Origin of the sequence: Paraplanobispora takensis (assembly GCF_016863195.1) — a bacterium.
GTDB classification, from domain to species: Bacteria; Actinomycetota; Actinomycetes; order Streptosporangiales; family Streptosporangiaceae; genus Planobispora; species Planobispora takensis.
Genome location: NZ_BOOK01000014.1, coordinates 213,632 through 234,391, shown reverse-complemented (window position 1 = coordinate 234,391; position 20,760 = coordinate 213,632). Strand labels below are relative to the sequence as shown.

Here is a 20,760-nt window from a genome sequence, read left to right as displayed (position 1 = left end):
TCACTCGTGCAGCAAGGTCAGGGCCCTGGCCAGGGCGGGGTCGCGCCCGGCGGCCGCGTCCCCGGCGGTCAGGGGGACATGGTGGTCGGGCGGCACGCCGATCCGGTCGATCACCTCGCGGTCGGGCCCGAGATGGCGCTTGGACGGGAAGCCCAGCAGGGTGTTGTTGCTCAGCAGGTAGGAGGAGGCCGGGCCGGAGATGGTCCCGGAGGTTCTGGTGCCGACGATCCGGCCGGCGCGCAGATCCTTGACCGCGGAGCTGAAGTGCTCGCAGGCCGAGGCGCAGCCGCGGTCGGTGAGCACCACCAGCGGCAGGCCGAGCAGCGCGACGGTGTCGTCGGTCCGTATGGTCTCGCATGCGTCGTCCACGGTGCACTGGTAGGCGGTGACCTCGCCGTGGACGAACGCGCTCAGCAACCGGACCGCCTCGGTGGGGCTGCCGCCGCCGTTGCCGCGCAGATCCAGCACGAGGCCCGACAACGTCCGGCCGGTACGCAGCCGGGTGATCGCCGTGAGAACCCTTTTCGCGGAGTCGGAGGCGAACCCGCGCAGCCGTACGTAGGCGATGTCGTCTTCCAGCAGCTTGGACTGCACCACCCGCAGGGCGGCCGGATCGCGCGCGAAGAGGCCGGGCTTGAGTGCCACGCTCCAGCGGTGGCCGGTGCTCTGCCGCAGCAGCCGCAGCCGGACCGGGCTCGCCTCCGGGTATTGCGGGGAGAGGGAGGCGATGGCGGGGCCGGCCCTGCCGCCGATGAAGGGTGCCGAGCCGTTGATCGATTCGATGATGTCGCCCGGGCGCAGCCCGGCGGCCTGCGCGGCGCCGCCCTGTACGGCCGTGATGAACAGCGGGGCGACGGTGACGCCGGGGTCGCCCTCCGCCTCCGCGCCGACGACGTTCGTCTGCAGGCCCAGGCCGTAGCCGTCGCCGTCGTAGGAGTCGGGCGGGCGTCCGACGTCGTGCGCCCAGCGGGCGTGGTTGTCGTCGAGGGCGGCCACGACGGCCTCAAGAGTGACGACGGCCAGCTTGTCGCGGAGATCGGGGACCCGGTCGGTGACCTTCCGGTAGGCGGTCTCGAAGGCGGTCCAGTCGGCCTTCCTGTCACCGGTCAGCGCCGGCATGATCGCCTCGGGCACGTCGCGCCCGTTGCGGTTGAGCTCCTGGGTCAGGGCGAGGAATCCGGCGGTCAGCAGCGCGCGGGCGTCCAGTACGGCGCCGCTGTAGTAGCGGTCGAGGATGCAGAAGTACGCCTGCTCGATCACGTCGATCGTGGTGGGCGTCTCCGCCCCGGGGGCCCCCGAAGGCCGCGCGCAGGCCGTACCGGCTGCCGCGCTCGCCTGGCTGCGCGGCGGCGTCGGCGCCGTGCAGGCCGCGGCCAGCAGGAGGGCGAGCCCGGCGGCCGCGGTCCTGAAGGGGGTCATCGGCCCTCCTTCGCCGGTCTCCCGACCGGGGTGCCGTGTCCGTCGACGACCTCGGCGGGCCCGGTCATGAGATCCGCCTGCGGATCCACCGGAAGCAGAACCACGTGAGACCTGCGGTGAGCAGGACGTAGACCCCGGTCTCGATCCACTGCAGGGGCCAGAAGCGCTCCAGGGGCTGGTAGGTCGCCTTCTGCCGGTAGCCGAGCCGGTTGACCTCGGCCGGGCACCCGGTCGGTGGTCCCGCCGCCGGTGAGCAGGGCCCCGACGTGGTGGAGACCCCCTGGACGATGCCGTCCGCGCCGCTGGTGGCGATCGTGCGCCCGGACGGATCGACCAGTTCGCTGGACAGGACCCAGGCACCCGTGTGACCGGGGATCGCCGCTTCTATGCGGACGTCGAAGGTGCCGTCGCGGTTTATGCCGAAGCCGCCCACGTTCTCCCGGCCGAGCTCGAAGGCCGAGGTGACCGGAGGGATCAGGTGGGGCCGGACCAGCATGGGCATGGCGAGCTGGACGGCGGCGAAGACGACCAGGGTGAGGGCCATGGCGGGCAGGGTGCGGCGCACGAGCATCCCCACGGTCACCCCGAGGGCGAAGGCGAAGGCCGCATACCCCAGGGGAGCGATCCCCCGCGCGCCGAACACCAGGGGGTCCATGAGCGCGAAGCCCCCCGGGGCGGACTGGTCCAGCGGGCCGGACCACCAGGTCACCGCCAGACCGGTCACTCCCGCGGCGGCCACGGCGAGCAGGCCGGTGAACCCGAGTTTGACCACCAGCCACCGGGTCCTGGTGATGCTCTGGTTCCACACCAGCAGGTGCGTGTCCGCCTCCAGCTCCCGGGTGATCAGCGGCGCTCCCCAGAAGAGCCCGATCATGGCGGGCAGGACCAGCACGACGAGGATGCTGGCCAGGAAGGGGATCTCGTAGTCGTCGAACAACTGGTCGTAGAAGCCCGCACAGTCCTCGCCCCGTACGCAGGCGGCGAGCCCGCCGGTGTAGTCGGCGGCCAGCTGTGCGCCGGTCGGGACCAGGACCGCGGCGAGCAGCACGAGCAGGATCGCCGTCATCGTGGCGGCGCCGCGGAGCTGGCGCCAGGTCAGCCAGATCATCGCCGGACCTCCAGGGGGGCTCGCCGGTCGGCGGTGGTGGGCTTGTCCATGTAGGCCAGGACGAGGTCCTCCAGGCTGAGCCGGGTGACCGTCCAGACGGGGTCGTGGATCGGCGCGTCGGTGCGGATCACGTACGTGCTCTGCCGGTCGGTGTGGCGTGCGGAGACCACGTGCTGGTCGGCGGGGAGCCGGTCGGGATCGCGGCGCGGGCCGGTGAGCCGGTGATGGGTGGCCAGCAGCCTCTCGGTCTCCCCGGCGACCTGTACGCGCGAGTCGGCGAGCACGATCACGTAGTCGCAGATCCGTTCCAGGTCGGAGACCAGATGAGAGGAGAGCACGACGCTGAACTCGTGCTCGACGGTGGCCTCCATCAGTCCCTGCAGGAACTCGCGGCGGGCCAGCGGGTCGAGCGAGGCCACGGGCTCGTCCAGGATCAGCAGCTCGGGCCGCTTGGCCAGACCCAGGGTGAGGGCGAGCTGGGCGCGCTGGCCGCCCGACAGCCTGCCGGCCCGCTGGGTGGGGTCGAGACCGAGCCGCGCGATGCGCTCCCGTGCCATGGCGGCGTCCCAGCGGGGGTTGAGCCGGGCTCCCAGCCGCAGGTGCTCGGCGACGGTCAGCCCCGTGTAGACGGGGGTGTCCTGGGCGACGAAGCCGACCCTGGCCAGCTGGGCGGGCGTGCCCCCGGGCCGCCCGCCGAGCACGGTGATGCCACCCGTGGTCGGTTCGAGCTGGCCGCCGGCCAGCTTCAGCAGCGTGGTCTTGCCGGCTCCGTTGGGGCCCACCAGCCCGACGACGTGCCCGGCCGGGATGTCGGCGGTGCACTCGCGCAGCGCCCAGCGCCTGCCGTACCTCTTGCCCAGTCCCTGGGCCTGTAAGACGGAAGTCACGCTATGTCCTCCTGAGCGGTGGTCCGAAAGGTGGTCATGAACAGGGCCTCGATGCTCTCCTCGTCGAGGCCGGCCCGCCGGGCCTTGGCCAGCCAGCGCCGCAGCTCCAGCCGGAGCGGGCCGTGCGCGGCCAGCGAGGTGCCGGTGAGGGTCGCCGTCACGAACGTCCCCACCCCCGGCCGGGCGGCGACCAGGCCCTCGTGCTCGAGCTCCCGGTAGGCCTTCAGGACGGTGTTGGGGTTGATCGCCAGTTGCGAGACGACCTCTTTGACGGTCGGCAGCTGATCGCCCTCACCCAGCAGGCCGAGCCGGAGCGCGTGCCGTACCTGCTGGACCAGCTGCAGGTACGGCGAGAGGCCGGACTTCGCATCCAGATGGAACTCGATCACCGGTTCCTCCATTTATCTATTGTCCTATTACTTTAGATACTTCCATATATGGATCCGATAAAGAAGCCTAAGGCGCCGGAGTCTTGAGTTGGCATCGCAATGTGGTTTACAGTTCAAACCAGAGGTTTGCGATGCAAACTCCTTTGAGACTTCAAGAGGAACGCATGGACAACGACGAGCAGGCGCTGAGCCCGGAGGAGATGCTCCGGCTGATCGAGCAGCAGGAGACGGCGACGGTGAGCCGTCTGGCGCCCAACCCGGTCCCGCACTACCTGGCGTGGGGCGTGGCCTGGTTCGTCGGGTTCGGCGCGTTCTTCCTTCGCGACGGCCTGTCCGGCACCCCGTACCTCGCGATCCCCCTCGGGGTCACGCTGGCGCTGCTGTTCGGGCTGATGGCGCTGGCCATGGTGGTCAGCGCGATGACGATGTGGCAGTTGGGCAGCCCCGTGCGGGGCGCGTCCCAGCAGCGCGGCACGATGTACGGCTTCTCCTGGGCCTTCGGCTTCCTGGCCATGTGGATGATCGGCGTCCGGTTCGGCCCGAGCCTGCCCATCCCGGAGCAGGGCCTGCTGTGGTCGAGCCTGTCGATGATGGTGGTCGCCGTCCTCTACATGGCGGGCGGGGCCGTCTGGCTGGTCCGGCCGATGTTCGTCCTGGGCGCGGGGGTGGCGGTGCTCAACGCGGTCGGCACCGCCGCCGGGCCGGGCTGGCACGCCCTGCTGATGTCGGTGGGCGCCGGAGGCGGGTCCATCATCGCCGGGTTCGTACTGCGCCGGCGGATGCGCCGATGACCCCCGAACTCGACCCGGTGATCCACGCCCAGGCCCGGCTGCGGGTGGTCGCCACGCTCAACACGCTGGCCGAGGGCGACCAGATCACCTTCCCGGGGCTGAAGGACCTCCTGGGGATGACGGCGGGCAACCTCTCGGTGCACCTGAGCAAACTGGAGGAGGCCGGATACGTGGAGATCGTCAAGACCCACAAGGGCCGCACCCCCGTCACCTACGTCGCCCTCACCCGCCGGGGCCGCGCCGCCTTCGAGGGCTACACCGCGGCGATCCGCGAACTGCTGGACACGGCCAGAGCGCCGGCGTCCGAAGACACCTGACCTGTTTTCCGAGCCTCCTCCGAGAAAGGAACCGTCCGATGACGGAATCCACCACCGGGCCCACGACGACATCGACCACGACGACGGCTCTGCCCGCGGACCCGGCAGCCGGGACCGCCCCCGGGACGGGCACGGAAGCGCGGCCCGAGACCCTGGCCCGCGCCGTCGAGGTCACCCGGCGCTACGGGGACGTGCTGGCGCTGGACGGCGTCTCCCTCGACATCCGCTCCGGTGAACTGGTCGGCCTGCTCGGGCCGAACGGCGCGGGCAAGTCGACCCTGATCAACCTGTTCGTCGGGCTGCGCAGGCCCACCTCAGGCCGGATGGAGCTGTTCGGCGGTTCCCCCGTCGACGCCGTACGGCGGCGCGGCATCGGCGTCACCCCGCAGGAGACGGGACTCCCGCCGACGCTGCGGGTGCGCGAGGTCGTCGACTTCACCGCCGCCCACTACCCGCGCGGCGTCGAGCGGGGGGCGCTGCTGGAGCGGTTCGGGCTGTCAGATCTTGAGCGCCGCCAGATCGGCGGGCTGTCCGGCGGGCAGAAGCGGCGCCTGGCCGTGGCGCTGGCCTTCGTCGGCGATCCCCGGCTGGTCTTCCTCGACGAGCCGACCACCGGGCTGGACGTCGAGGCCCGCCGGGGGTTGTGGGAGGCCATCAGGGGCTTCCACGCCGAGGGCGGGACCGTGGTGCTCACCAGCCACTATCTGGAGGAGGTCGAGGCGCTCGCCGAGCGGGTCGTGGTCATCGGGCACGGCCGGGTCCTGGCCGACGGCCCGATCGCGGAGGTGCGGGGCATCGCCGGCGTGCGCCGCGTCGCCCTGACCGGCGGGGACCTGCCCGAGCTGCCCGGCGTCCTGCGCACGGAGCGCGAGGGCGAGCGCGTCCACCTGCTCACCACCGACGCCGACGCCCTGGTCCGCGAGCTCGTCCGGGCCGACGTGCCCTTCTCCGACCTGGAGATCCGCCCCACCTCCCTGGAGGAGGCGTTCCTCACCATCACCGCCCGCGAGCCCCAGGACGCCTGAGCCCCGGGACGGCCCGCAGCCCCCCGTACGAGAGGACCATCCCCCGTGTCGCTTCTGCTGACCCACACCCGATATCAGTTCCTGGAGACCGTCCGCGTGCCGATCGCGGTCATCGGGAACGGCTTCTTCCCCGCCGCCTCGATGCTCTTCTTCGTGGTGCCCTTCGCCGGTGACGACCCCGTCGGGGCGACGCTGGCCACCGCGTCGATGATGGTCTTCGCGGTGATGTCCAGCGGCCTGTTCACCCACGGCCTGGGCGTCTCGGAGGACCGCGCCCAGCCGTGGGACCCCTACACCCGCACCCTCCCGGCCGGGCCCTGGCCGCGGTTCGGGGCCAGGATCCTCAACGCGCTGGCCATGACGCTCATCGGGATCGTGCCGGTGCTGATCGTGGCCGCGCTGTTCACCGAGGCCACCGTGACCCCCGTACGGTTCCTGCTGGGTTTCCTCGCCCTGATGCTCGCCTCGGCCCCCTTCCAGCTCCTGGGATTGTTCATCGGCTACGCCCTGCCCTCCAAGGCCGCGATCGCGGTGGTGCAGCTGACCCTGTTCCCGATGGCCGTGGGCGGCGGCCTGCTGACGAACCCGGTGGACCCCCCGGCCTTCATCGACGCGGTGGCGCCGTTCCTGCCCAGCCGGGGCGCGGTGGAGCTGGTCTGGGCGGCGCTGGGCTACGGCACCCCCGACACGCTGGCGCTGGTCATGTTCGGTGTCTGGACCGCGGTCGCCGCCGTCCTGGCCGCCTGGGCCTACCGCCGAGACGAGGGCGACCGCTTCTCCTGAGGGTCCCGGGCCCGGCGGCGGGCGGGGCCCCCGGGGCTCCGCCCGCCGCCGGGCGCGTGGCGCCCGTGGCGGGTCACCGTACGTCGGGTGCCGTCGAACGGGCGTCGGGACCGCTGATCGCCGCAGCGACGCCCTTGTCGAGATCGGTGCCGTATCCGGCCGCGTAGGCACCCAGATAGGCCTGCTCCCCCAGGGCCTGCCGGGCGCGGTCCTCGCAGTCCCGGCGGGCGGCGACCCATGCGGGGATGCCGGCCTGCCGCCGGCCGACGGTCTCCCAGACCTGGTGGGCCAGGCCCAGCAGATAGGCGGCGTGCCGGGCCTGGCCGACGGCGAGGGCGGCCGGACCGAGCACGTCCAGGGCTATGGCGACTCCGGCGTTGTCGTGCATGCGGTACTTGACCTCCAGCGCCGCCCGGGCGTGGGCCTGCGCGACCAGGGGACGGCCCAGGGCCAGTTCGGCCTGGGCACGGAAGACGTCGGCATAGGCGCGCAGCCATTGCTCGCCATGCTGCTCGCAGAGGTGACGCATCCGCTCCAGCAGCGTCACGGCCTCCCCGAACCGGCCGGCGATGATGTGGACGCTGATCGCGCACAGGCAGTACACGTGGTAGGTCAAGGTGAGTTCGTCGGATATGCGTCCCGACAGGTCCCGGGTCAGGGCCGTCGCCTGCTCCTGGTCGCCCCGGACCATCGCGGCTGCCAGGAGCAGGGCCTGCCCGAGCTGCAGACCGCGGACGTCACCGTGTTTCTCGGCCTGACGCAGGCACTCCTCGGCCTGCAGCCTCCCGGTCTCGCTGTCCCCCTGGCTCGCCGTGAGCAGGCTCACGACCGCCAGCGCATGGACGCGAGCCCGGCTCGCACCGGTGTCTGCGGCCAGCGCCCGATCCAGGTAGTACCGGCCCTCCTGCATGTGGCCGCAGGCGTACCACACGAACCACAGCACGCCCGCCAGCTCGGCCGCGCAATGATCGTCGGGGGTGGCCAGGGCGAACTCCAGCGCGGCGCGCAGGTTGTCCAGCTCGGCGCTCATCCGGTCGAACCAGAGGAACTGGTCGGGACCGAACCAGGCGGCCTCGCCCGCGGCGGCCAGCTCCCGGTAGTGGTCGCGGTGCCGGCACCGCAGCTCGTGCTCCTGCCCCAGGTGCGCCAGCCAGAAGGCGCCGTACTCGCGCACCGTGTCCAGCATCCTGTAGCGCTCGCCGTCACCGGTCGGCACCCAGGTCAGGATGGACTTGTCGGTCAGGGCGGCCAGCAGCGCCGGGATCCGGTCGGCGGGCAGGCCGGCGTCGGCGCACACCCGCCTCGCCGCGGCCGGGCTGAAGGATCCGGCGAACACCGAGGCCCGGGCCCACAGCAGGCGTTCGGCCGGGCTGCACCACTGGTGGCTCCACCCGATCGCGGTGCGCAGACCCTGATGCCAGGGCGGATCTGCGGCGTAGCCGGCCTCACCCGCGTCCAGCACCGCGAAACGGTCCCCCAGCCGCGTGGCCAGCTGCTGCGGCGACCACTCGCCCAGCCGGGCGGCGGCCAGTTCGATGGCCAGCGGCAATCCGTCCAGCTTCCGGCAGATGCGCACCACGGCCTGCCGGTTGTCCTCGGTGACGGCGAAGCCGGGCGCCACGGCGGCGGCCCGCTCGACCAGCAGCGCCGCCGCGTCCCCGTCCCCGTCCCAGTGCGCGGCGGCGGGGATCGGCAGCGGTTCCAGGAGGAGGACCTCCTCGGACGGGACGCCCAGCACCCGGCGGCTGGTGGCCAGGATGCGCAGGCCCGGCGCGGCGGCCAGCAGCTGCTCGGCGACCTCCGCGCACGCCTCGGCCAGATGCTCGCAGGTGTCCCACACCAGCAGCAGCCGGCGGTCGGCCAGATAGCGGGCCACCACCTCGATCATCGGATCGGTGCTCTGGTTCACCACAAGCAGCGCCTCAGCGATCGCGTACGGCAGCGAGGCGCCCATCTCCAGCGGCGACAGCGTCACCAGCCAGACCCCGTCGGCGAAGCCGGGCGCCAGCTCGGCGGCGGCCCGCAGCGTCAGGCGGCTCTTGCCCACCCCGCCCGGACCGGTCACCGTCACCAGCCGGGACCGCTCGCACATGTGCCGCAGCCGGTCCAGCTCCGCGCTCCGACCGATCAGCGTGGTGGTCTCAGCGGGCAGATTGCCCGCCCCTCTCCGGTTCATCACCATATCGCCACCTGCCTGGGTTGATCCGGCGGCTTCCATGGCACCACCGGTACCGGCCACAGGCAAGCGGACCTACTCCCGGGAGGGTGCCGGAAGGGTGATCTCCCCATGCAGCAGGGCACGGCTGAGCGCGGTCAGCTTGAGGTGGTGCGCGCGGGCGTAGTCGCGCATCAGGGTGAAGGCCTGGTCGGGGGTCAGCCGCAGGTATCCGGCCAGCATGCCCTTGGCCTGCTCGATCAGCACCCGGCTGTTCAGGGCGACCTGCAGCTGCCGGGTGAGGCTCTCGTGGTGGCGCACCGTGCGCCGGTGCAACAGGCCGATGGCGGCCGCCTCGGCCAGGTCCCCGGCCCGTTCGGCGGCCGGGACGTCCAGCCGGCCCGCGGCGGCGCGCAGCAGGCTGAACGCGCCCACGGCCTGCCCCTGCCAGCACAGCGGGAAGGCGTGCACCGCGGCGAACCCGGCCGCCAGCGCGACCGGCGCGTAGTGCGGCCAGCGCGGGAGGGCGGCCTTCAGGTCCGTGCAGCACACCGGTGCGCAGGTCTGGTAGGCCTGCAGGCTCGGTCCCTCCTGGTGACGCAGCTGGTTCACCCCCACCGCGCGAGCCGACTCGCTGGAGGCGGCCACGATGCTCAGCGGGCCGACCGGGTCGGCCAGGAGCACCGCGCACGCGCTCACCCCGGGAACCTCGGCTCCATGACAGGCGAGATTGTCCAGGTAATCCATGATGTCGAAGTCGTCGGTCAGGGTGTCAGCCAACTCGACGAAGATCCGACCCATTCGCCGCTCGGGGGGCAACGTCTCCCTCATTCCGTCCACCGCCGCGGAAGCCAATCCTCCCTCCGCTCCAAGCCTTTCAGAAAAAGTGCCCGCTGAGACGACGTTAAAGAGTTTTCCGGCAAGAGAGTTGAAGCGGCCCTGACCGAAACGGCCGTCACGGTCAGCGGAATGAGTAAGGCCAGGTGGGGCGGGGGTGAGCGCGGCCGAATTCACTTCAGGACCGGACAGTTGAATATCCGATTAATATCCGGGCGCCCTCCCCTCCGGCCTGGGCGGGCCGATGTCATCACCGGACATGAAGACGCCGCCGGGGTCCGAGTAACCCGGCGGCGCCTCCGCTTGCGGGACTACTGCTCTCCGGTCTTCTCGGTGAGCGTCGCGGTGGCGGTCTCGGTGCGGCCGTCGCGGACGTAGGTGAGCGTCACCCGGTCGCCCGGCTTGAGGCTGCGGATCGCGCCGACCACGGTGGCGGAGCCCTCGACCGCGGTGTCGTCGATCTTGGTGATCAGGTCGCCCTGCTTCAGGCCGGCCTGGGCGGCCGGGCTGCCCTCGGTGACCTGTTGGACCAGCGCGCCGCCCGCGTCTCCGACGGCGTCGGCCATGCTCACGCCCAGGAAGGCGTGGGAGACCTTGCCGGTGTCGATGAGCTGCTGGGCGACCTGCCGGGCGGTGTTGATCGGGATGGCGAAGCCGACGCCGATGTTGCCCTCGCCGCCGTTGGTGGCGATGGCGGTGTTGATGCCGATCACCTGCCCGGAGGAGTTGACCAGCGCGCCGCCGGAGTTGCCGGGGTTGATCGCCGCGTCGGTCTGGATGGCCCCGCCGATGGTGGTGGAGGTGCCGCCGCTCTGGCCCTGGTCGCCGCCCCAGCCGGGCGGGAGCTGCTGCTCCTGCTGCCGGCCGCCGACGGTCAGCGTGCGGTCGAGGGCGCTGACGATGCCGGAGCTGACCGAACCCGACAGGCCGAGCGGGCTGCCGATGGCGAGCACGGAGTCGCCGACCTTGAGCTGGTCGCTGTCGCCGAGCGAGGCCTTGGTGAGGCCGGAGACGTTCTCCGCCTTGATGACCGCGAGGTCGGTGGCCGGGTCGGTGCCGACGATCTTGGCGGTGGCGGTCTTGCCGTCGCTGAACTTGACGGTGATCTGGGCGTCCTGCCCGCCCGCCTCGACGACGTGGTTGTTGGTGAGGATCTGCCCGTCCTCGGACAGAATCACGCCCGAGCCCTCGCTGCCGCCGTTGCCGCTCCTGACCTCGATCGACACGACCGAGGGCTGCACGGCCTCGGCGACGTCGGCGACCGTGGTCACCTGGCCGACCGGGCTGACCACGGGGGCCGAGGAGGAGGTGAGCCTGGCGTCGTCGTCGAAGGCGTTGGCCGCGAAGGCCCCGGCCACCCCGCCGCCCACCGCCATGGCGGCCAGCGCGAGGCCGGCGCCCAGCTTCTGCACCGCGCTCAGCCGGACCCGCTGGGCGGGCACGGCGGGCGCCCCCTGCACCGGGACCCCGTGCCCGGCGAAGGGCTGCCCGGCGGTGTACCCGGGGGCGGCGTGCCCGATGACGGGCTGTTCGGCGGTGTACCCGGGGGCGGCGTGCCCGATGATCGGCTGCTCGGCCGTGCGCTCGGCGGGCTGCTCGAAGGTGGGCCGCCCGGAGCCGTCCCGCTCCGGAAGCGGGTGGACCAGCGTCGGCTCCGGCCCCGCGCTCTGGGATCCCGTGCTCTGGTCCTCGCGGAAGCCCCCGGCCCGGGGCGGCCTCGCGCCGAACTGGCTCCAGCCGTCGTTGCCGGGGACCGGCTCGACCGGGGTGGTGCCGGCGGCCGATGCCGGAGTGACGCCCTGCTCGTTCTTGTTGTCGTCCATGTCATCCCCCATGTCCTACGTCCACCCGTGGACGCCACGGTGACGACCGGTTCCTCCGGTACGCACAACGATGCCGGGCATGACGTAAGAGCTGGTTAAGGGGATGATCGCGGTGATCCGCACCCCCTGACACGGCCTTTATCAGCCGTGGTCAGGGGGCGGCGCGGAAGCCGTACAAAATCTAAAAAATCATGATTTCGCGGGCCAGTACTCGTCGCGCAGGAGGCGCTTGTAGAGCTTGCCGGTGGGGTGGCGGGGCAGTTCCTCGCGGAAGTCCACCGACTTGGGGCACTTGTACGGCGCGAGCTGGGACAGACAGTACTCGATCAGCTCGGCCTCCAGCCCCGGGCCGGCCTCGTCCATGGACAGCGGCTGGACCACGGCCTTGACCTGCTCGCCCATCTCCTCGTCCGGGACGCCGAAGACCGCGACGTCGGCCACCTTGGGGTGGACCGAGAGCACATTCTCGGCCTCCTGCGGATAGACGTTCACCCCGCCGGAGATGATCATGTAGGAGCGGCGGTCGGTGAGGTAGAGGAAGCCCTCCTCGTCGACGTAGCCGATGTCGCCCAGGGTCGTCCACCCGCGTCCCTGCGGGTCCTGGGACGCCTTCGTCTTGTCCGCGTCGCCGTGGTAGACGAACCGGGGCCCGTCGGAGAAGTAGACCGTGCCGTGCTCACGCGGCGCCAGCTCGTCGCCGTCCTCGTCGCAGACGTGCACCACGCCCAGCAGGGGGCGGCCGACCGTGCCCTTGTGCTTGAGCCAGTCCTCCGAGCCGACGTACAGGAAGCCGTTGCCCTCGGTCCCGGCGTAGTACTCGTGGATGATCGGGCCCCACCAGTCGATCATCTGCTCCTTGACCGGGACCGGGCAGGGCGCCGCGGCGTGGATCGCGCAGGCCAGCGAGGACAGGTCGTACTTCGCGCGGGTCTCCTGCGGCAGCTTGAGCATCTTGATGAACATGGTCGGCACCCACTGCGAGTGCGTCACGCCGTACCTGTCGATGAGCGCGAGCGCCTGCTCGGGGTCGAAGCGCTCCATCACCACGATGGTCGCGCCGACCCGCTGGAAGCTCATGCAGTAGCGCAGCGGCGCGGCGTGGTACAGCGGCGCCGGGGACAGGTAGACGCTGTCGGCCGACGGCGCGAACAGGAACTGGATGAGCTGCAGAAGCGGGCCGGACTCGTCGAGCGGGGCCTTGGACAGGGCGGGTTTGACGCCCTTGGGCCGGCCGGTGGTGCCGGAGGAGTAGAGCATGTCCGCGCCCTGGCACTCGTCCTCGATCGGCGTGGCCGGGTGGGCGGCGACCGCCTCCTCGTAGGAGTCGAAGCCGGGGGCGACGCCGTCCAGCATGAGCCGGCGCTCGACGCGGGGGGTGGCCTCGGCGATGGAGGTCGCGACGTCGGCGAGCTTCGCCGAGGAGATGAAGATCCGGGCCTCGCAGTTGTCCACGATGTAGGCCAGCTCGTCGGTCTTCAGCCGCGAGCTGATCGCGGTGTAGTACAGGCCCGAGCGGTGCGCCGCCCAGGCCACCACCAGGAACAGCGGATGGTTCTCCAGCATGAAGGCTATGTGGTCGCCCGGCCGCAGGCCCGCGGCGCGGAACAGGTGGGCGAGCCGGTTGGACTCCTCGTCCAGCTCGCGGAAGGTGACGACCCGGCCGGAGCCCGCCATGATCACAGCGGGCTTGTCCGGCGAAACTGCTGCGATGGCTCCGGGATGCATGAAACCGAACGCTACTCGGTTAACTCCCCGCTGAGAAGTGCCCGCTTACCTCGGGTGACGGCCACTGCGGCACGAGGCCCCCGCTCACACGGCGAGGCCGTGACCTCCGGGGAGATCACGGCCTCGCGTGCGGGTGATGGCCCTGTGCCATCGGGACTTTCGATCAGGCCTGGCTGTAGACGTGCTGCCAGCCGCCGAAGTAGCCCTTGGGCTCGTGGTGGTTGCCGCGGCTCACCTGAACGAAGATCGCCTTGGCGTCCTTACCGCTGAACGAGTAGTACTTCGAGTGCTTGTGGCAGTTGTTGAAGCTCTTGTAGTAGACCGAGTCGTCGAAGTTCACGACCTTGAAGGTCTCCCACGCGCAGCTGAAGCGGTGCTTGCCCCACCACTTGTGGTTGGTGAGCTTGCTGTCGACGGTGAAGGGGTACTCGTGGGCCCACTTCCAGACCTTCTTCTTGTGCCAGGTCTTGACCCACTTGCAGTGCTTCTTGCCGTCCTTCCACCAGCACTTCTTGACGACCTTGTAGTACTTCTTCCAGTACCACTGCTTGTACGACTTCTTGTGGACCGTGACCTTGCCCTCGGCCTCCGCCTTGTGGTCGGAGGAGGAGTACGGGCCCCAGGAGTCGTGGAAGTAGGGGTCCGTGGCCGTGGTCGGCGCGGCGGCGGGGGCCGTCGCCGCGTTGGCGGCGACGGGGGCTCCTATGGCGAGGAGAGCGGCCACACCGGCACCGGCCAGGATACGGGTGACGAATCGCATCTGAGGGGTCCTCTCGGGAATGAGGATTTTTGACGCTCCCGTTGTAGATCCCGGCGATTGCCACTCACTTACAACTTGCTTAAATGGCGAGGTCACCATCATGATCCGGCGGGCGGGCCTTCCCGATCCCCCAGGAGAGGGATCGGGAAAGTCACCCGTGCGGGCGGCCGGATCTCACTGCGCGGCGGCGGGGATGACCGAGCCGCTGTAGGTGTCCTCGATGAACTTCTTCACCTCGGGACCGGACAGCAGCTTGGCGAGCTTGACCACGCGCGGGTCCTGCTCCTTGCCCGCTGCCACGACCAGGCCGTTGGCGTAGGGGTTGTCCTCGGCCTTCTCCAGCACCAGCGAGTCGGTGGCGGGCTTGAGGCCGCCCTCGATGGCGTAGTTGCCGTTGATGACGGCGGCGTCGACGTCCTCCAGCGAACGCGGCAGCTGGGCGGCCTCCAGCGGCTGGAAGGTCAGGTTCTTCGGGTTGCCGGCGACGTCGCGCTCGGTGGCGGCGGTGCCGACGCCCTCCTTCAGGGTGATCACGCCGTTGTCGGCCAGCAGCTTCAGCGCGCGGCCCAGGTTGGTGGCATCGTTGGGCACGGCCACGGTCGCGCCGTCGGCCAGCTCGGCGGCGGCCTTGATCTTCTTGGAGTACAGGCCCAGCGGCTCCAGGTGCACGTCCTGGACGTAGGTCAGCTTGGTGCCCTTGGAGGCGTTGAAGTCGTCGAGGTAGGGCCGGTGCTGGAAGAAGTTGGCGCCGAGCTGGCCGTCGTCGAGCTGGACGTTCGGCTGGACGTAGTCGGTGAACTCGACGATCTCCAGGTTCAGCCCCTCCTTGGCGGCGAGGTTGTCCTTGACGAACTTCAGGATCGCCGCGTGCGGGACCGGGGTGGCGCCGACCTTGAGCACCTCGTTCGCGGCGGGCGTGGCGGCGGCGTCGGTGGCGGTGCCGGACTCGTTCGAGCCGCAGGCGGTCAGCGCCAGGGCCAGGGCTGTGGCGGCGGACGCGATGGCGAAGAACCTGCGCATGGTGCGCGCTCCTTTTCGGTGTGAGAGACCGGGACCCCCACTCGTGACGGAGGCCCGGGAATCAGATGAGGTCAGTGGCGTGCGAGGCGGCGGGCGATCACGTCGCCCAGGGTCTGCACGAGCTGGACGATGACGATCAGCACGACGACCGTGACGATCATGAGGGTGGTCTCGAAGCGCTGGTAGCCGTACCGGATGGCCAGGTCGCCGAGGCCGCCGCCGCCGATCACCCCGGCCATGGCCGAGTAGGAGATCAGCGCGACCACGGTCACGGTCAGTCCCGCGACGAGACCGGACCGGGCCTCGGGCAGCAGGACCCTGCCGATGATCGTCCAGCGGCCGGCGCCCATGGCCTGGGCCGCCTGCACGGTGTCCCGGCCCACCTCGCGCAGCGCGGTCTCCACCAGCCGGGCGAAGAACGGCGCCGCGCCGAGCGTCAGCGGGACGACGGCGGCGAAGGTGCCGATGGTGGTGCCCACGATCAGCCGGGTCAGCGGGATGACCGCGATCATCAGGACGATGAACGGCAGCGACCGGCCGACGTTGACGATCAGGCCGAGCACCCGGTTGAGCAGGCGGGAGGGCAGCAGCCCGCCCCGGTCGGTGACGACCAGCGCGACGCCGAGCGGGAGGCCGAGCAGTACGGTGAACAGCGTGGACCACAGGACCATCAGGGCGGTCTGCCCGGTGGCCTCCCACAGCAGCGGGCTCATCTCTTCCCACGTCACGGGGCCACCTCCACCAGCAGGTCGCGCGCGGCCAGATAGCCGAGGGCGGCGTCGCGTTCGTCACCGGTGATGCGGACCCGGAGCCGGCCGGCCGAGACGCCGGCCACCTCCTCCAGGGCCCCGCCGAGGATGCTCACGTCCACGTCGAACTTGCGCACGACCTCCGAGACCACCGGCTCGTCGGCCCGCCCGGTGAAGGTGATCGTGACGGCTCCGGCCTCGGGGGCGGGCAGGGGGAACAGCTCGGCGGCCAGGCGGGAGCCGGGCCGGGCGATCAGCTCGGTGATGCCGCCCGACTCCTCGATCAGCCCGTCGCGCATGACGGCGACCGAGTCGCAGATGCCCTTGACCACGTGCATCTCGTGGGTGATCAGCAGGATGGTCAGGCCCAGCTCGCGGTTGAGGCTCTTGAGCAGGGCGAGGATCGACTGGGTGGTGCCCGGGTCGAGGGCCGAGGTGGCCTCGTCCGACAGCAGCACCGAGGGCCGGCCGGCCAGCGCGCGGGCGATGCCGACCCGCTGCTTCTGCCCGCCGGACAGCTGCGCCGGATACGCCCCGGCCTTGTCGGCCAGCCCGACCAGCTCCAGCAGCTCGGCCACCCGCGCGGACCGCTCGGCCCGGCCGACGCCCATGACCTCCAGCGGGAAGGCGACGTTCCCGGCGACGGTCCGCGACGACAGCAGCGCGAAGTGCTGGTGGATCATCCCGATCCGCTGCCGGGCCCGGCGCAGCTCGGCCTCCCCCAGCGCGGTCAGCTCCTGCCCGGCCACCGAGACGGTGCCCGAGGTGGGCCGCTCCAGCAGGTTCACACAGCGCAGCAGCGTGCTCTTGCCGGCACCGCTCTGCCCGAGCACGCCGAAGATCTCACCCTCCCGGACGTGCAGGTCGACGCCTTTCAGAGCCTCGACCCGCCGCCCTCGATCCTGATAGACCTTGCGCAGGCCCGACACATCGATCACAACGGTTCCCCAACATGAATTAGGTCGTACGAGAAGCGGATTCAGCCGGGGGGTCAGCGGGTGCCGGGAGGGAAGGGCAGGTGGCTCAGGCGGCGCAGGACGATGGTGTCCGCGGGGCAGTTCATGGTGCAGGCCTTCTCTGGGGAACGGGGCGGGGGCTTCGGCATGGGAGGGGGTATCAGCCCGTCGACGGCATGCCGCCCATGGCACACATGCGGGACATCCCGCACATGCGCGCGCCACGACACACGGCCCGGCCCTGCGGGGTCATCGCGATGTCGTACGCCACGTTCACGCCTGCCACAACACGCCCTTAATTCCCCCTATTCCCGACACTTCCAGTGAGGTACCTCACACCTGCCCCGGTCCCGGAGATCTTCCTCGGCCGCGACCGGGCCTCACGCGGAGGCGGCGACGCCGCGGCCCCGGATCCCGCCGAGCGATCAACGACCGGGCACACGCGTCCTACCCGCCCGCTCGGGGCCGATAACGCCATGGCCCTCCCGGCGGCCCCCGCTCCGAGCCCGCCCGCCGGTCACCGGCAGGGATCGCGCAGCGGGGTGATCCGGCCGGCGAAGTCGTCCTTGATCGCCTGCATCCTCGGCCCCGGCGCGTAGAAGCGCCCTTTGGTCTCGCCGTACGGCCTCAGCCAGCCCTTGGCCGCCAGCTCCCGCAGATCCCTGGCCGCCTGCCCCTGACTGAGCGACTCGTCGGCCTGATAGCGGCTCCGGCGCAGCCGGCGGTTGACGAACACCTCGTACAGCGCCGAGACCGCCCGGGTGTTCAGCCCCTCGGCGTCGACCTGCTCCTCCAGGAGCATCCAGACCTCCCCGGCCTCGGCCAGGCGGCGCCGTACCCGCTGGGCCTGCATGTGGTGGGCCCGCAGGCAGAAGCGCACCCAGTGCAGCATGTCGTCGTGCGGGTCCCAGCTCCTGCGTTGCCTCGCGCCCAGCGCGTCGTAGTAGTCGTAGGTGTTCCTGCCCTCCCCGAGCCACTCCTCGATCGAGCAGAACTCCGGTGTGGTGATCTGGTCCCGGCCGAGCACGAGGGTCTGCAGCGCGCGGGACATCCGGCCGTTCCCGTCCCGCCACGGATGGATGCCCACCAGGTTGAAGTGGGCCATGGCCGCGCGGACGTAACCGGGTGCGTCGAGGTCGCCCTCGTTGAGCCAGGAGACCAGCTCGTCCAGGAGCCCCGGCACCCGCTCGGCCTCCGGCCCCTCGTAGACGACCTCACCCGTGGCGGAGTTGCGCACGTAGATGCCGCCGGACCGTACGGTCCCCGGAGTCTTGTCCGGGTGGTGGCCGATCATCATGAAGTTCAGCCCGTGCAGCAGGCCGGCATCGAACCGGAAGACCGCGGCCCGGGACAGGAGCTGGATGTAGGTCAGCGCCTGCTGGTACCCGGCGATCTCACGGGCCACCCGGGCCGAGGTCTCCAGCGGCTCCTCGCCGGACATGATGGACTCGACGTCCTCGACGCTGGCCCGATAGCCCTCGATCGAGTTGGACCCCTGGATCGCCCGGGCCTGGAGCTGCCGCCGCAACTGGCCGTCCCAGCGATGGGTCTCGGCCAGGCGGTATTTCAAGTCCCGGCGCATCTCCTCGATCTCGTCGAGGACTTTCCGGTCGATGGCCTCCAGCCGAGGCGTGCCGTACAGCATGGAGCTCATGGCAGCATGGACGAATCATTCGGTCAATCAACTTGATGATTCGTCCGTATATGTCATTCGCCCAGGTGGGCAGGGGTGGAGGGAAAGCGCTCCGCCAGGCCGGCCTCGTGGGCGAGGAGCGCGGCCTGGACCCGGTTCTCCAGGCCCAGCCGGGTGAGGATGCGGTTCACCCGGCTCTTCACCCCCGCCTCCGACAGGCCGAGGCTCCTGGCGATGCGCGTGTTGGACATGCCCCTGGCCACCAGGACGAGGACCTCCAGCTCCCGCGCGGTGAGCCGGCCGATCCGGCGGGCCGCCCCGGATCGTGGGCCCGGCGGCGTTCCCCCGGCGGCCGCCGGCGGCTCCAGAGGGGATCCCGGCGTCCCCGTGACGGCCGCCGGCGCTCCCGCGGCGGGCTCCGCCGCACCCGTGGCGGGCTCCAGCGCTCCGGCGAGCAGGACGGGGGGAAGGGCCGTGACGGCGCCGATGATCCGCCGGGTGACGGTCGGGGCGAGTGCGGCCTCCCCCGCCGCGACCACGCGGATGGCGTCGGCGAGCCGGTCGGGCGAGGTGTTCTTCAGGACGAAGCCCGAGGCGCCCGCGCGCAGGGAGGCGTGGACGTACTCGTCGAGGTCGAACGTGGTCAGCATCAGCACGCGGGGGCGGGGGCCGTCGTGCGGCCACTGCCCCAGGATGCGCCCGGTCGCCTCCACGCCGGTCAGGCCGGGCATGCGCACGTCCATCAGCACCACGTCGGGCCGCAGTTCGAAGGCCGCCGCCACTGCCTCCTCCCCGTCGGCGGCCTCCCCCACGACCGTCAGATCGGCACGCCGCTCGATCATGACGCGCAGGGCGGCCCTGACCATCTCCTGGTCGTCGGCGACGAGCACGCGCACGGAGGTCATGCCAGGCCCTGCGGGCCCGTGACCACGGCGTCCCCGCAGGACGCGACGCCGTCCTCGCGGGGCGGGAGCGGTTCGGGGAAGCGGAAGACGGCCTCCACCCGCCATCCGCCGCCGTCGCGGGGGCCCGCCCGGAGGGTGCCGCCGAACAGCGCGGCCCGCTCGCGCATGCCGACCAGGCCCAGGCCGGAGCCGGGCAGGGGGACGTGGGCCGGCGCGGGAGGGTCGTTGCCGACGACGACGGTCAGCCGTCCCCTCCCCCGGCTCAGGGTGATGCGCACGCCCGTGGCCCCCGCGTGCCGCAGGACGTTGGTGAGGGCCTCCTGGACGACGCGGTAGGCCGACACCTGCACCGCGGGCGGGATCCCGGCCACCGGGACCGCCTCGATCCCCACCCGGCACCCCGCGGCCCGGGCGGCGGCGGCGAGCCGGTCCAGATGGCGCAGCGACGGCTCCGGAGCGGGGCCCGGCCCACCGCCGTCGCGCGGGACCGCAGGCCCGGTCCGGCCACGGTCGCCGGCGGGCAGGGCCGCCGAAGCAGGGTCGCGGTCACCGGTGGGCAGGACCGCCGGACCAAGGGCACGGTCGCCGGCGGGCAGGCCCGTGGCGTCGAGGTCGCGGTCGTCGGTGAGCAGGCCCAGCAGGCGCCGCATCTCGGTCAGGGCGTTGTCGGCCGCCTCGCCGATCTCCGCCACGCCGCGGCCCGCCAGGCCGGGGTCCTCGGTCAGCACCTCCGCCGTGGCGCGGGCCTGCATCGCGATCGCGCTGACGTGGTGGGCGACCACGTCGTGCAGGTCGCGGGCGATGCGTGCGCGTTCGGCCAGGACCGCCCGGCGGGCGCTGACCTCCTGCTCGGCGCGGAGCCGACCGGCCAGTTCCCGCAGGTGCGCCGCGTCGGCGTGGATATGGCGCTGGGAGAAGCCCAGCAGCCAGGTGCCCGCCGCCACCGCGACGATCAGCACCGCCTCGACCGGGCCCGCGACCGGCTCCCGGGGCACCGGCAGGCTCAGCCACGGCCCGGCGGCCTCGGGAACCGCGATCGCGGCCACGGCGGCGCCGATCGCCGCCGCGCTGCGCGGCGGGGGCGCGTAGCGGGCGACGGCGTAGACGGCGCACAGGACGTACAGCCCGTCGTGGAAGCCGACCAGGGGGTCGGTCAGCTCGAAGAGCGGATAGGCGACGCCGACGGCGGCCATGACCGGCCACGGACGCGACCGCCGCCACAGCAGCGGTACGGCCTGCGCGAGCAGCAGCACGACGAGCACGGCGGCCGTGGCGGTGTCCGCCGGGAACCCCTCACCCAGCCGGAGCAGCAGCGCCATCGCCGTCAGCCCGGAGGCGAGCGCCGCGTCGGCCGCCCGCGGGCGGGCACGCAGCCGTCGGCGCGCCGCGGCGATCGTTGCTGCAATGCGTGCGTTCATCATCTGGGGATGGGACCGGACCCGCTTCCGGCGCCGCTCGTCCTGCCTCCGCCGCTCCTG

Annotated in this window: 19 protein-coding genes; 4 read left to right on the top strand and 15 right to left on the bottom strand. The window is 71.7% G+C overall.

Annotation, left to right across the window (positions count from 1 at the left end; translation table 11 throughout):
• From Pta02_RS11360 to Pta02_RS11345, 4 genes are all read right to left on the bottom strand, one after another.
• Positions 1 to 1,419 carry a S41 family peptidase gene (locus Pta02_RS11360; RefSeq protein WP_203874693.1) on the bottom strand — a complete coding sequence of 473 codons (1,419 nt, stop codon included), beginning with the start codon at positions 1,417 to 1,419 and terminating at the stop codon, positions 1 to 3.
• Positions 1,420 to 1,483: 64 nt separating this feature from the next.
• Positions 1,484 to 2,527 carry an ABC-2 membrane transporter-related protein gene (locus Pta02_RS11355; protein WP_203874692.1) on the bottom strand — a complete coding sequence of 348 codons (1,044 nt, stop codon included), beginning with the start codon at positions 2,525 to 2,527 and terminating at the stop codon, positions 1,484 to 1,486.
• The gene (locus Pta02_RS11350) at positions 2,524 to 3,414 is read right to left on the bottom strand and encodes an ABC transporter ATP-binding protein (RefSeq protein ID WP_203874691.1); all 891 of its coding nucleotides are present in this window, start codon (positions 3,412 to 3,414) and stop codon (positions 2,524 to 2,526) included. Before Pta02_RS11350 ends, Pta02_RS11355 begins: the two co-directional genes overlap by 4 nt.
• Positions 3,411 to 3,803 (bottom strand): GntR family transcriptional regulator, encoded by a 393-nt coding sequence (locus tag Pta02_RS11345; protein ID WP_239130196.1) that lies wholly within the window; start codon positions 3,801 to 3,803, stop codon positions 3,411 to 3,413. The genes Pta02_RS11350 and Pta02_RS11345 overlap by 4 nt, the downstream gene beginning before the upstream one ends.
• Before the next feature lie 164 nt (positions 3,804 to 3,967).
• On the opposite strand from Pta02_RS11345, the gene Pta02_RS11340 reads away from it, so the two are divergent.
• The 4 genes from Pta02_RS11340 to Pta02_RS11325 are packed head-to-tail and all read left to right on the top strand — an operon-like array spanning position 3,968 to position 6,719.
• Positions 3,968 to 4,594, top strand: coding sequence for a hypothetical protein (locus tag Pta02_RS11340; protein ID WP_203874689.1), 627 nt, complete (start codon positions 3,968 to 3,970; stop codon positions 4,592 to 4,594).
• Positions 4,591 to 4,911, top strand: a complete 321-nt coding sequence (locus Pta02_RS11335; RefSeq protein ID WP_203874688.1) for a winged helix-turn-helix domain-containing protein — start codon at positions 4,591 to 4,593, stop codon at positions 4,909 to 4,911. Before Pta02_RS11340 ends, Pta02_RS11335 begins: the two co-directional genes overlap by 4 nt.
• A 38-nt stretch (positions 4,912 to 4,949) precedes the next feature.
• Complete coding sequence (locus Pta02_RS11330; RefSeq protein ID WP_203874687.1) at positions 4,950 to 5,936, top strand: ABC transporter ATP-binding protein; 987 nt, start codon at positions 4,950 to 4,952, stop codon at positions 5,934 to 5,936.
• Between the two features lie 45 nt (positions 5,937 to 5,981).
• Positions 5,982 to 6,719, top strand: a complete 738-nt coding sequence (locus Pta02_RS11325; RefSeq protein WP_203874686.1) for an ABC transporter permease — start codon at positions 5,982 to 5,984, stop codon at positions 6,717 to 6,719.
• A 73-nt stretch (positions 6,720 to 6,792) separates the two neighbouring features.
• Here the strand turns inward: Pta02_RS11325 and Pta02_RS11320 are convergent, their stop codons facing one another.
• The 11 genes from Pta02_RS11320 to Pta02_RS11270 form a co-directional block, all read right to left on the bottom strand.
• A complete protein-coding gene (locus Pta02_RS11320; RefSeq protein WP_203874685.1) occupies positions 6,793 to 8,901 on the bottom strand; it encodes an ATP-binding protein in 2,109 nt (702 codons plus the stop codon).
• Positions 8,902 to 8,970: 69 nt separating this feature from the next.
• Positions 8,971 to 9,654 (bottom strand): GAF and ANTAR domain-containing protein, encoded by a 684-nt coding sequence (locus Pta02_RS11315; RefSeq protein ID WP_203874684.1) that lies wholly within the window; start codon positions 9,652 to 9,654, stop codon positions 8,971 to 8,973.
• Between the two features lie 368 nt (positions 9,655 to 10,022).
• Positions 10,023 to 11,534 carry a S1C family serine protease gene (locus tag Pta02_RS11310; protein WP_239130186.1) on the bottom strand — a complete coding sequence of 504 codons (1,512 nt, stop codon included), beginning with the start codon at positions 11,532 to 11,534 and terminating at the stop codon, positions 10,023 to 10,025.
• A gap of 189 nt (positions 11,535 to 11,723) precedes the next feature.
• A complete protein-coding gene (locus Pta02_RS11305) occupies positions 11,724 to 13,259 on the bottom strand; it encodes an AMP-binding protein (RefSeq protein ID WP_203874683.1) in 1,536 nt (511 codons plus the stop codon).
• Between the two features lie 163 nt (positions 13,260 to 13,422).
• Positions 13,423 to 14,019, bottom strand: coding sequence for a hypothetical protein (locus tag Pta02_RS11300; RefSeq protein WP_203874682.1), 597 nt, complete (start codon positions 14,017 to 14,019; stop codon positions 13,423 to 13,425).
• Between the two features lie 174 nt (positions 14,020 to 14,193).
• A complete protein-coding gene (locus Pta02_RS11295) occupies positions 14,194 to 15,039 on the bottom strand; it encodes a MetQ/NlpA family ABC transporter substrate-binding protein (RefSeq protein ID WP_203874681.1) in 846 nt (281 codons plus the stop codon).
• Between the two features lie 71 nt (positions 15,040 to 15,110).
• Complete coding sequence (locus Pta02_RS11290; protein WP_239130185.1) at positions 15,111 to 15,767, bottom strand: methionine ABC transporter permease; 657 nt, start codon at positions 15,765 to 15,767, stop codon at positions 15,111 to 15,113.
• Positions 15,764 to 16,726, bottom strand: coding sequence for a methionine ABC transporter ATP-binding protein (locus tag Pta02_RS11285; RefSeq protein ID WP_203874680.1), 963 nt, complete (start codon positions 16,724 to 16,726; stop codon positions 15,764 to 15,766). Before Pta02_RS11285 ends, Pta02_RS11290 begins: the two co-directional genes overlap by 4 nt.
• A gap of 535 nt (positions 16,727 to 17,261) precedes the next feature.
• Complete coding sequence (locus tag Pta02_RS11280; protein ID WP_239130168.1) at positions 17,262 to 18,398, bottom strand: Fic family protein; 1,137 nt, start codon at positions 18,396 to 18,398, stop codon at positions 17,262 to 17,264.
• A 53-nt stretch (positions 18,399 to 18,451) separates the two neighbouring features.
• Complete coding sequence (locus Pta02_RS11275) at positions 18,452 to 19,282, bottom strand: response regulator transcription factor (RefSeq protein WP_203874679.1); 831 nt, start codon at positions 19,280 to 19,282, stop codon at positions 18,452 to 18,454.
• Positions 19,279 to 20,703 (bottom strand): sensor histidine kinase, encoded by a 1,425-nt coding sequence (locus Pta02_RS11270; RefSeq protein WP_203874678.1) that lies wholly within the window; start codon positions 20,701 to 20,703, stop codon positions 19,279 to 19,281. The genes Pta02_RS11275 and Pta02_RS11270 overlap by 4 nt, the downstream gene beginning before the upstream one ends.
• Positions 20,704 to 20,760 lie beyond the last annotated feature (57 nt).

Bases quoted from the DNA above. Each gene is read 5' to 3' on its own strand.
- Pta02_RS11360 (WP_203874693.1), bottom strand. From the start codon at position 1,419: ATGACCCCCTTCAGGACCGCGGCCGCCGGGCTCGCCCTCCTGCTGGCC.
- Pta02_RS11355 (WP_203874692.1), bottom strand. From the start codon at position 2,527: ATGATCTGGCTGACCTGGCGCCAGCTCCGCGGCGCCGCCACGATGACG.
- Pta02_RS11340 (WP_203874689.1), top strand. From the start codon at position 3,968: ATGGACAACGACGAGCAGGCGCTGAGCCCGGAGGAGATGCTCCGGCTG.
- Pta02_RS11335 (WP_203874688.1), top strand. From the start codon at position 4,591: ATGACCCCCGAACTCGACCCGGTGATCCACGCCCAGGCCCGGCTGCGG.
- Pta02_RS11330 (WP_203874687.1), top strand. From the start codon at position 4,950: ATGACGGAATCCACCACCGGGCCCACGACGACATCGACCACGACGACG.
- Pta02_RS11320 (WP_203874685.1), bottom strand. From the start codon at position 8,901: ATGGTGATGAACCGGAGAGGGGCGGGCAATCTGCCCGCTGAGACCACC.
- Pta02_RS11310 (WP_239130186.1), bottom strand. From the start codon at position 11,534: ATGGACGACAACAAGAACGAGCAGGGCGTCACTCCGGCATCGGCCGCC.
- Pta02_RS11305 (WP_203874683.1), bottom strand. From the start codon at position 13,259: ATGCATCCCGGAGCCATCGCAGCAGTTTCGCCGGACAAGCCCGCTGTG.
- Pta02_RS11300 (WP_203874682.1), bottom strand. From the start codon at position 14,019: ATGCGATTCGTCACCCGTATCCTGGCCGGTGCCGGTGTGGCCGCTCTC.
- Pta02_RS11295 (WP_203874681.1), bottom strand. From the start codon at position 15,039: ATGCGCAGGTTCTTCGCCATCGCGTCCGCCGCCACAGCCCTGGCCCTG.
- Pta02_RS11280 (WP_239130168.1), bottom strand. From the start codon at position 18,398: ATGAGCTCCATGCTGTACGGCACGCCTCGGCTGGAGGCCATCGACCGG.
- Pta02_RS11275 (WP_203874679.1), bottom strand. From the start codon at position 19,282: ATGACCTCCGTGCGCGTGCTCGTCGCCGACGACCAGGAGATGGTCAGG.
- Pta02_RS11270 (WP_203874678.1), bottom strand. From the start codon at position 20,703: ATGATGAACGCACGCATTGCAGCAACGATCGCCGCGGCGCGCCGACGG.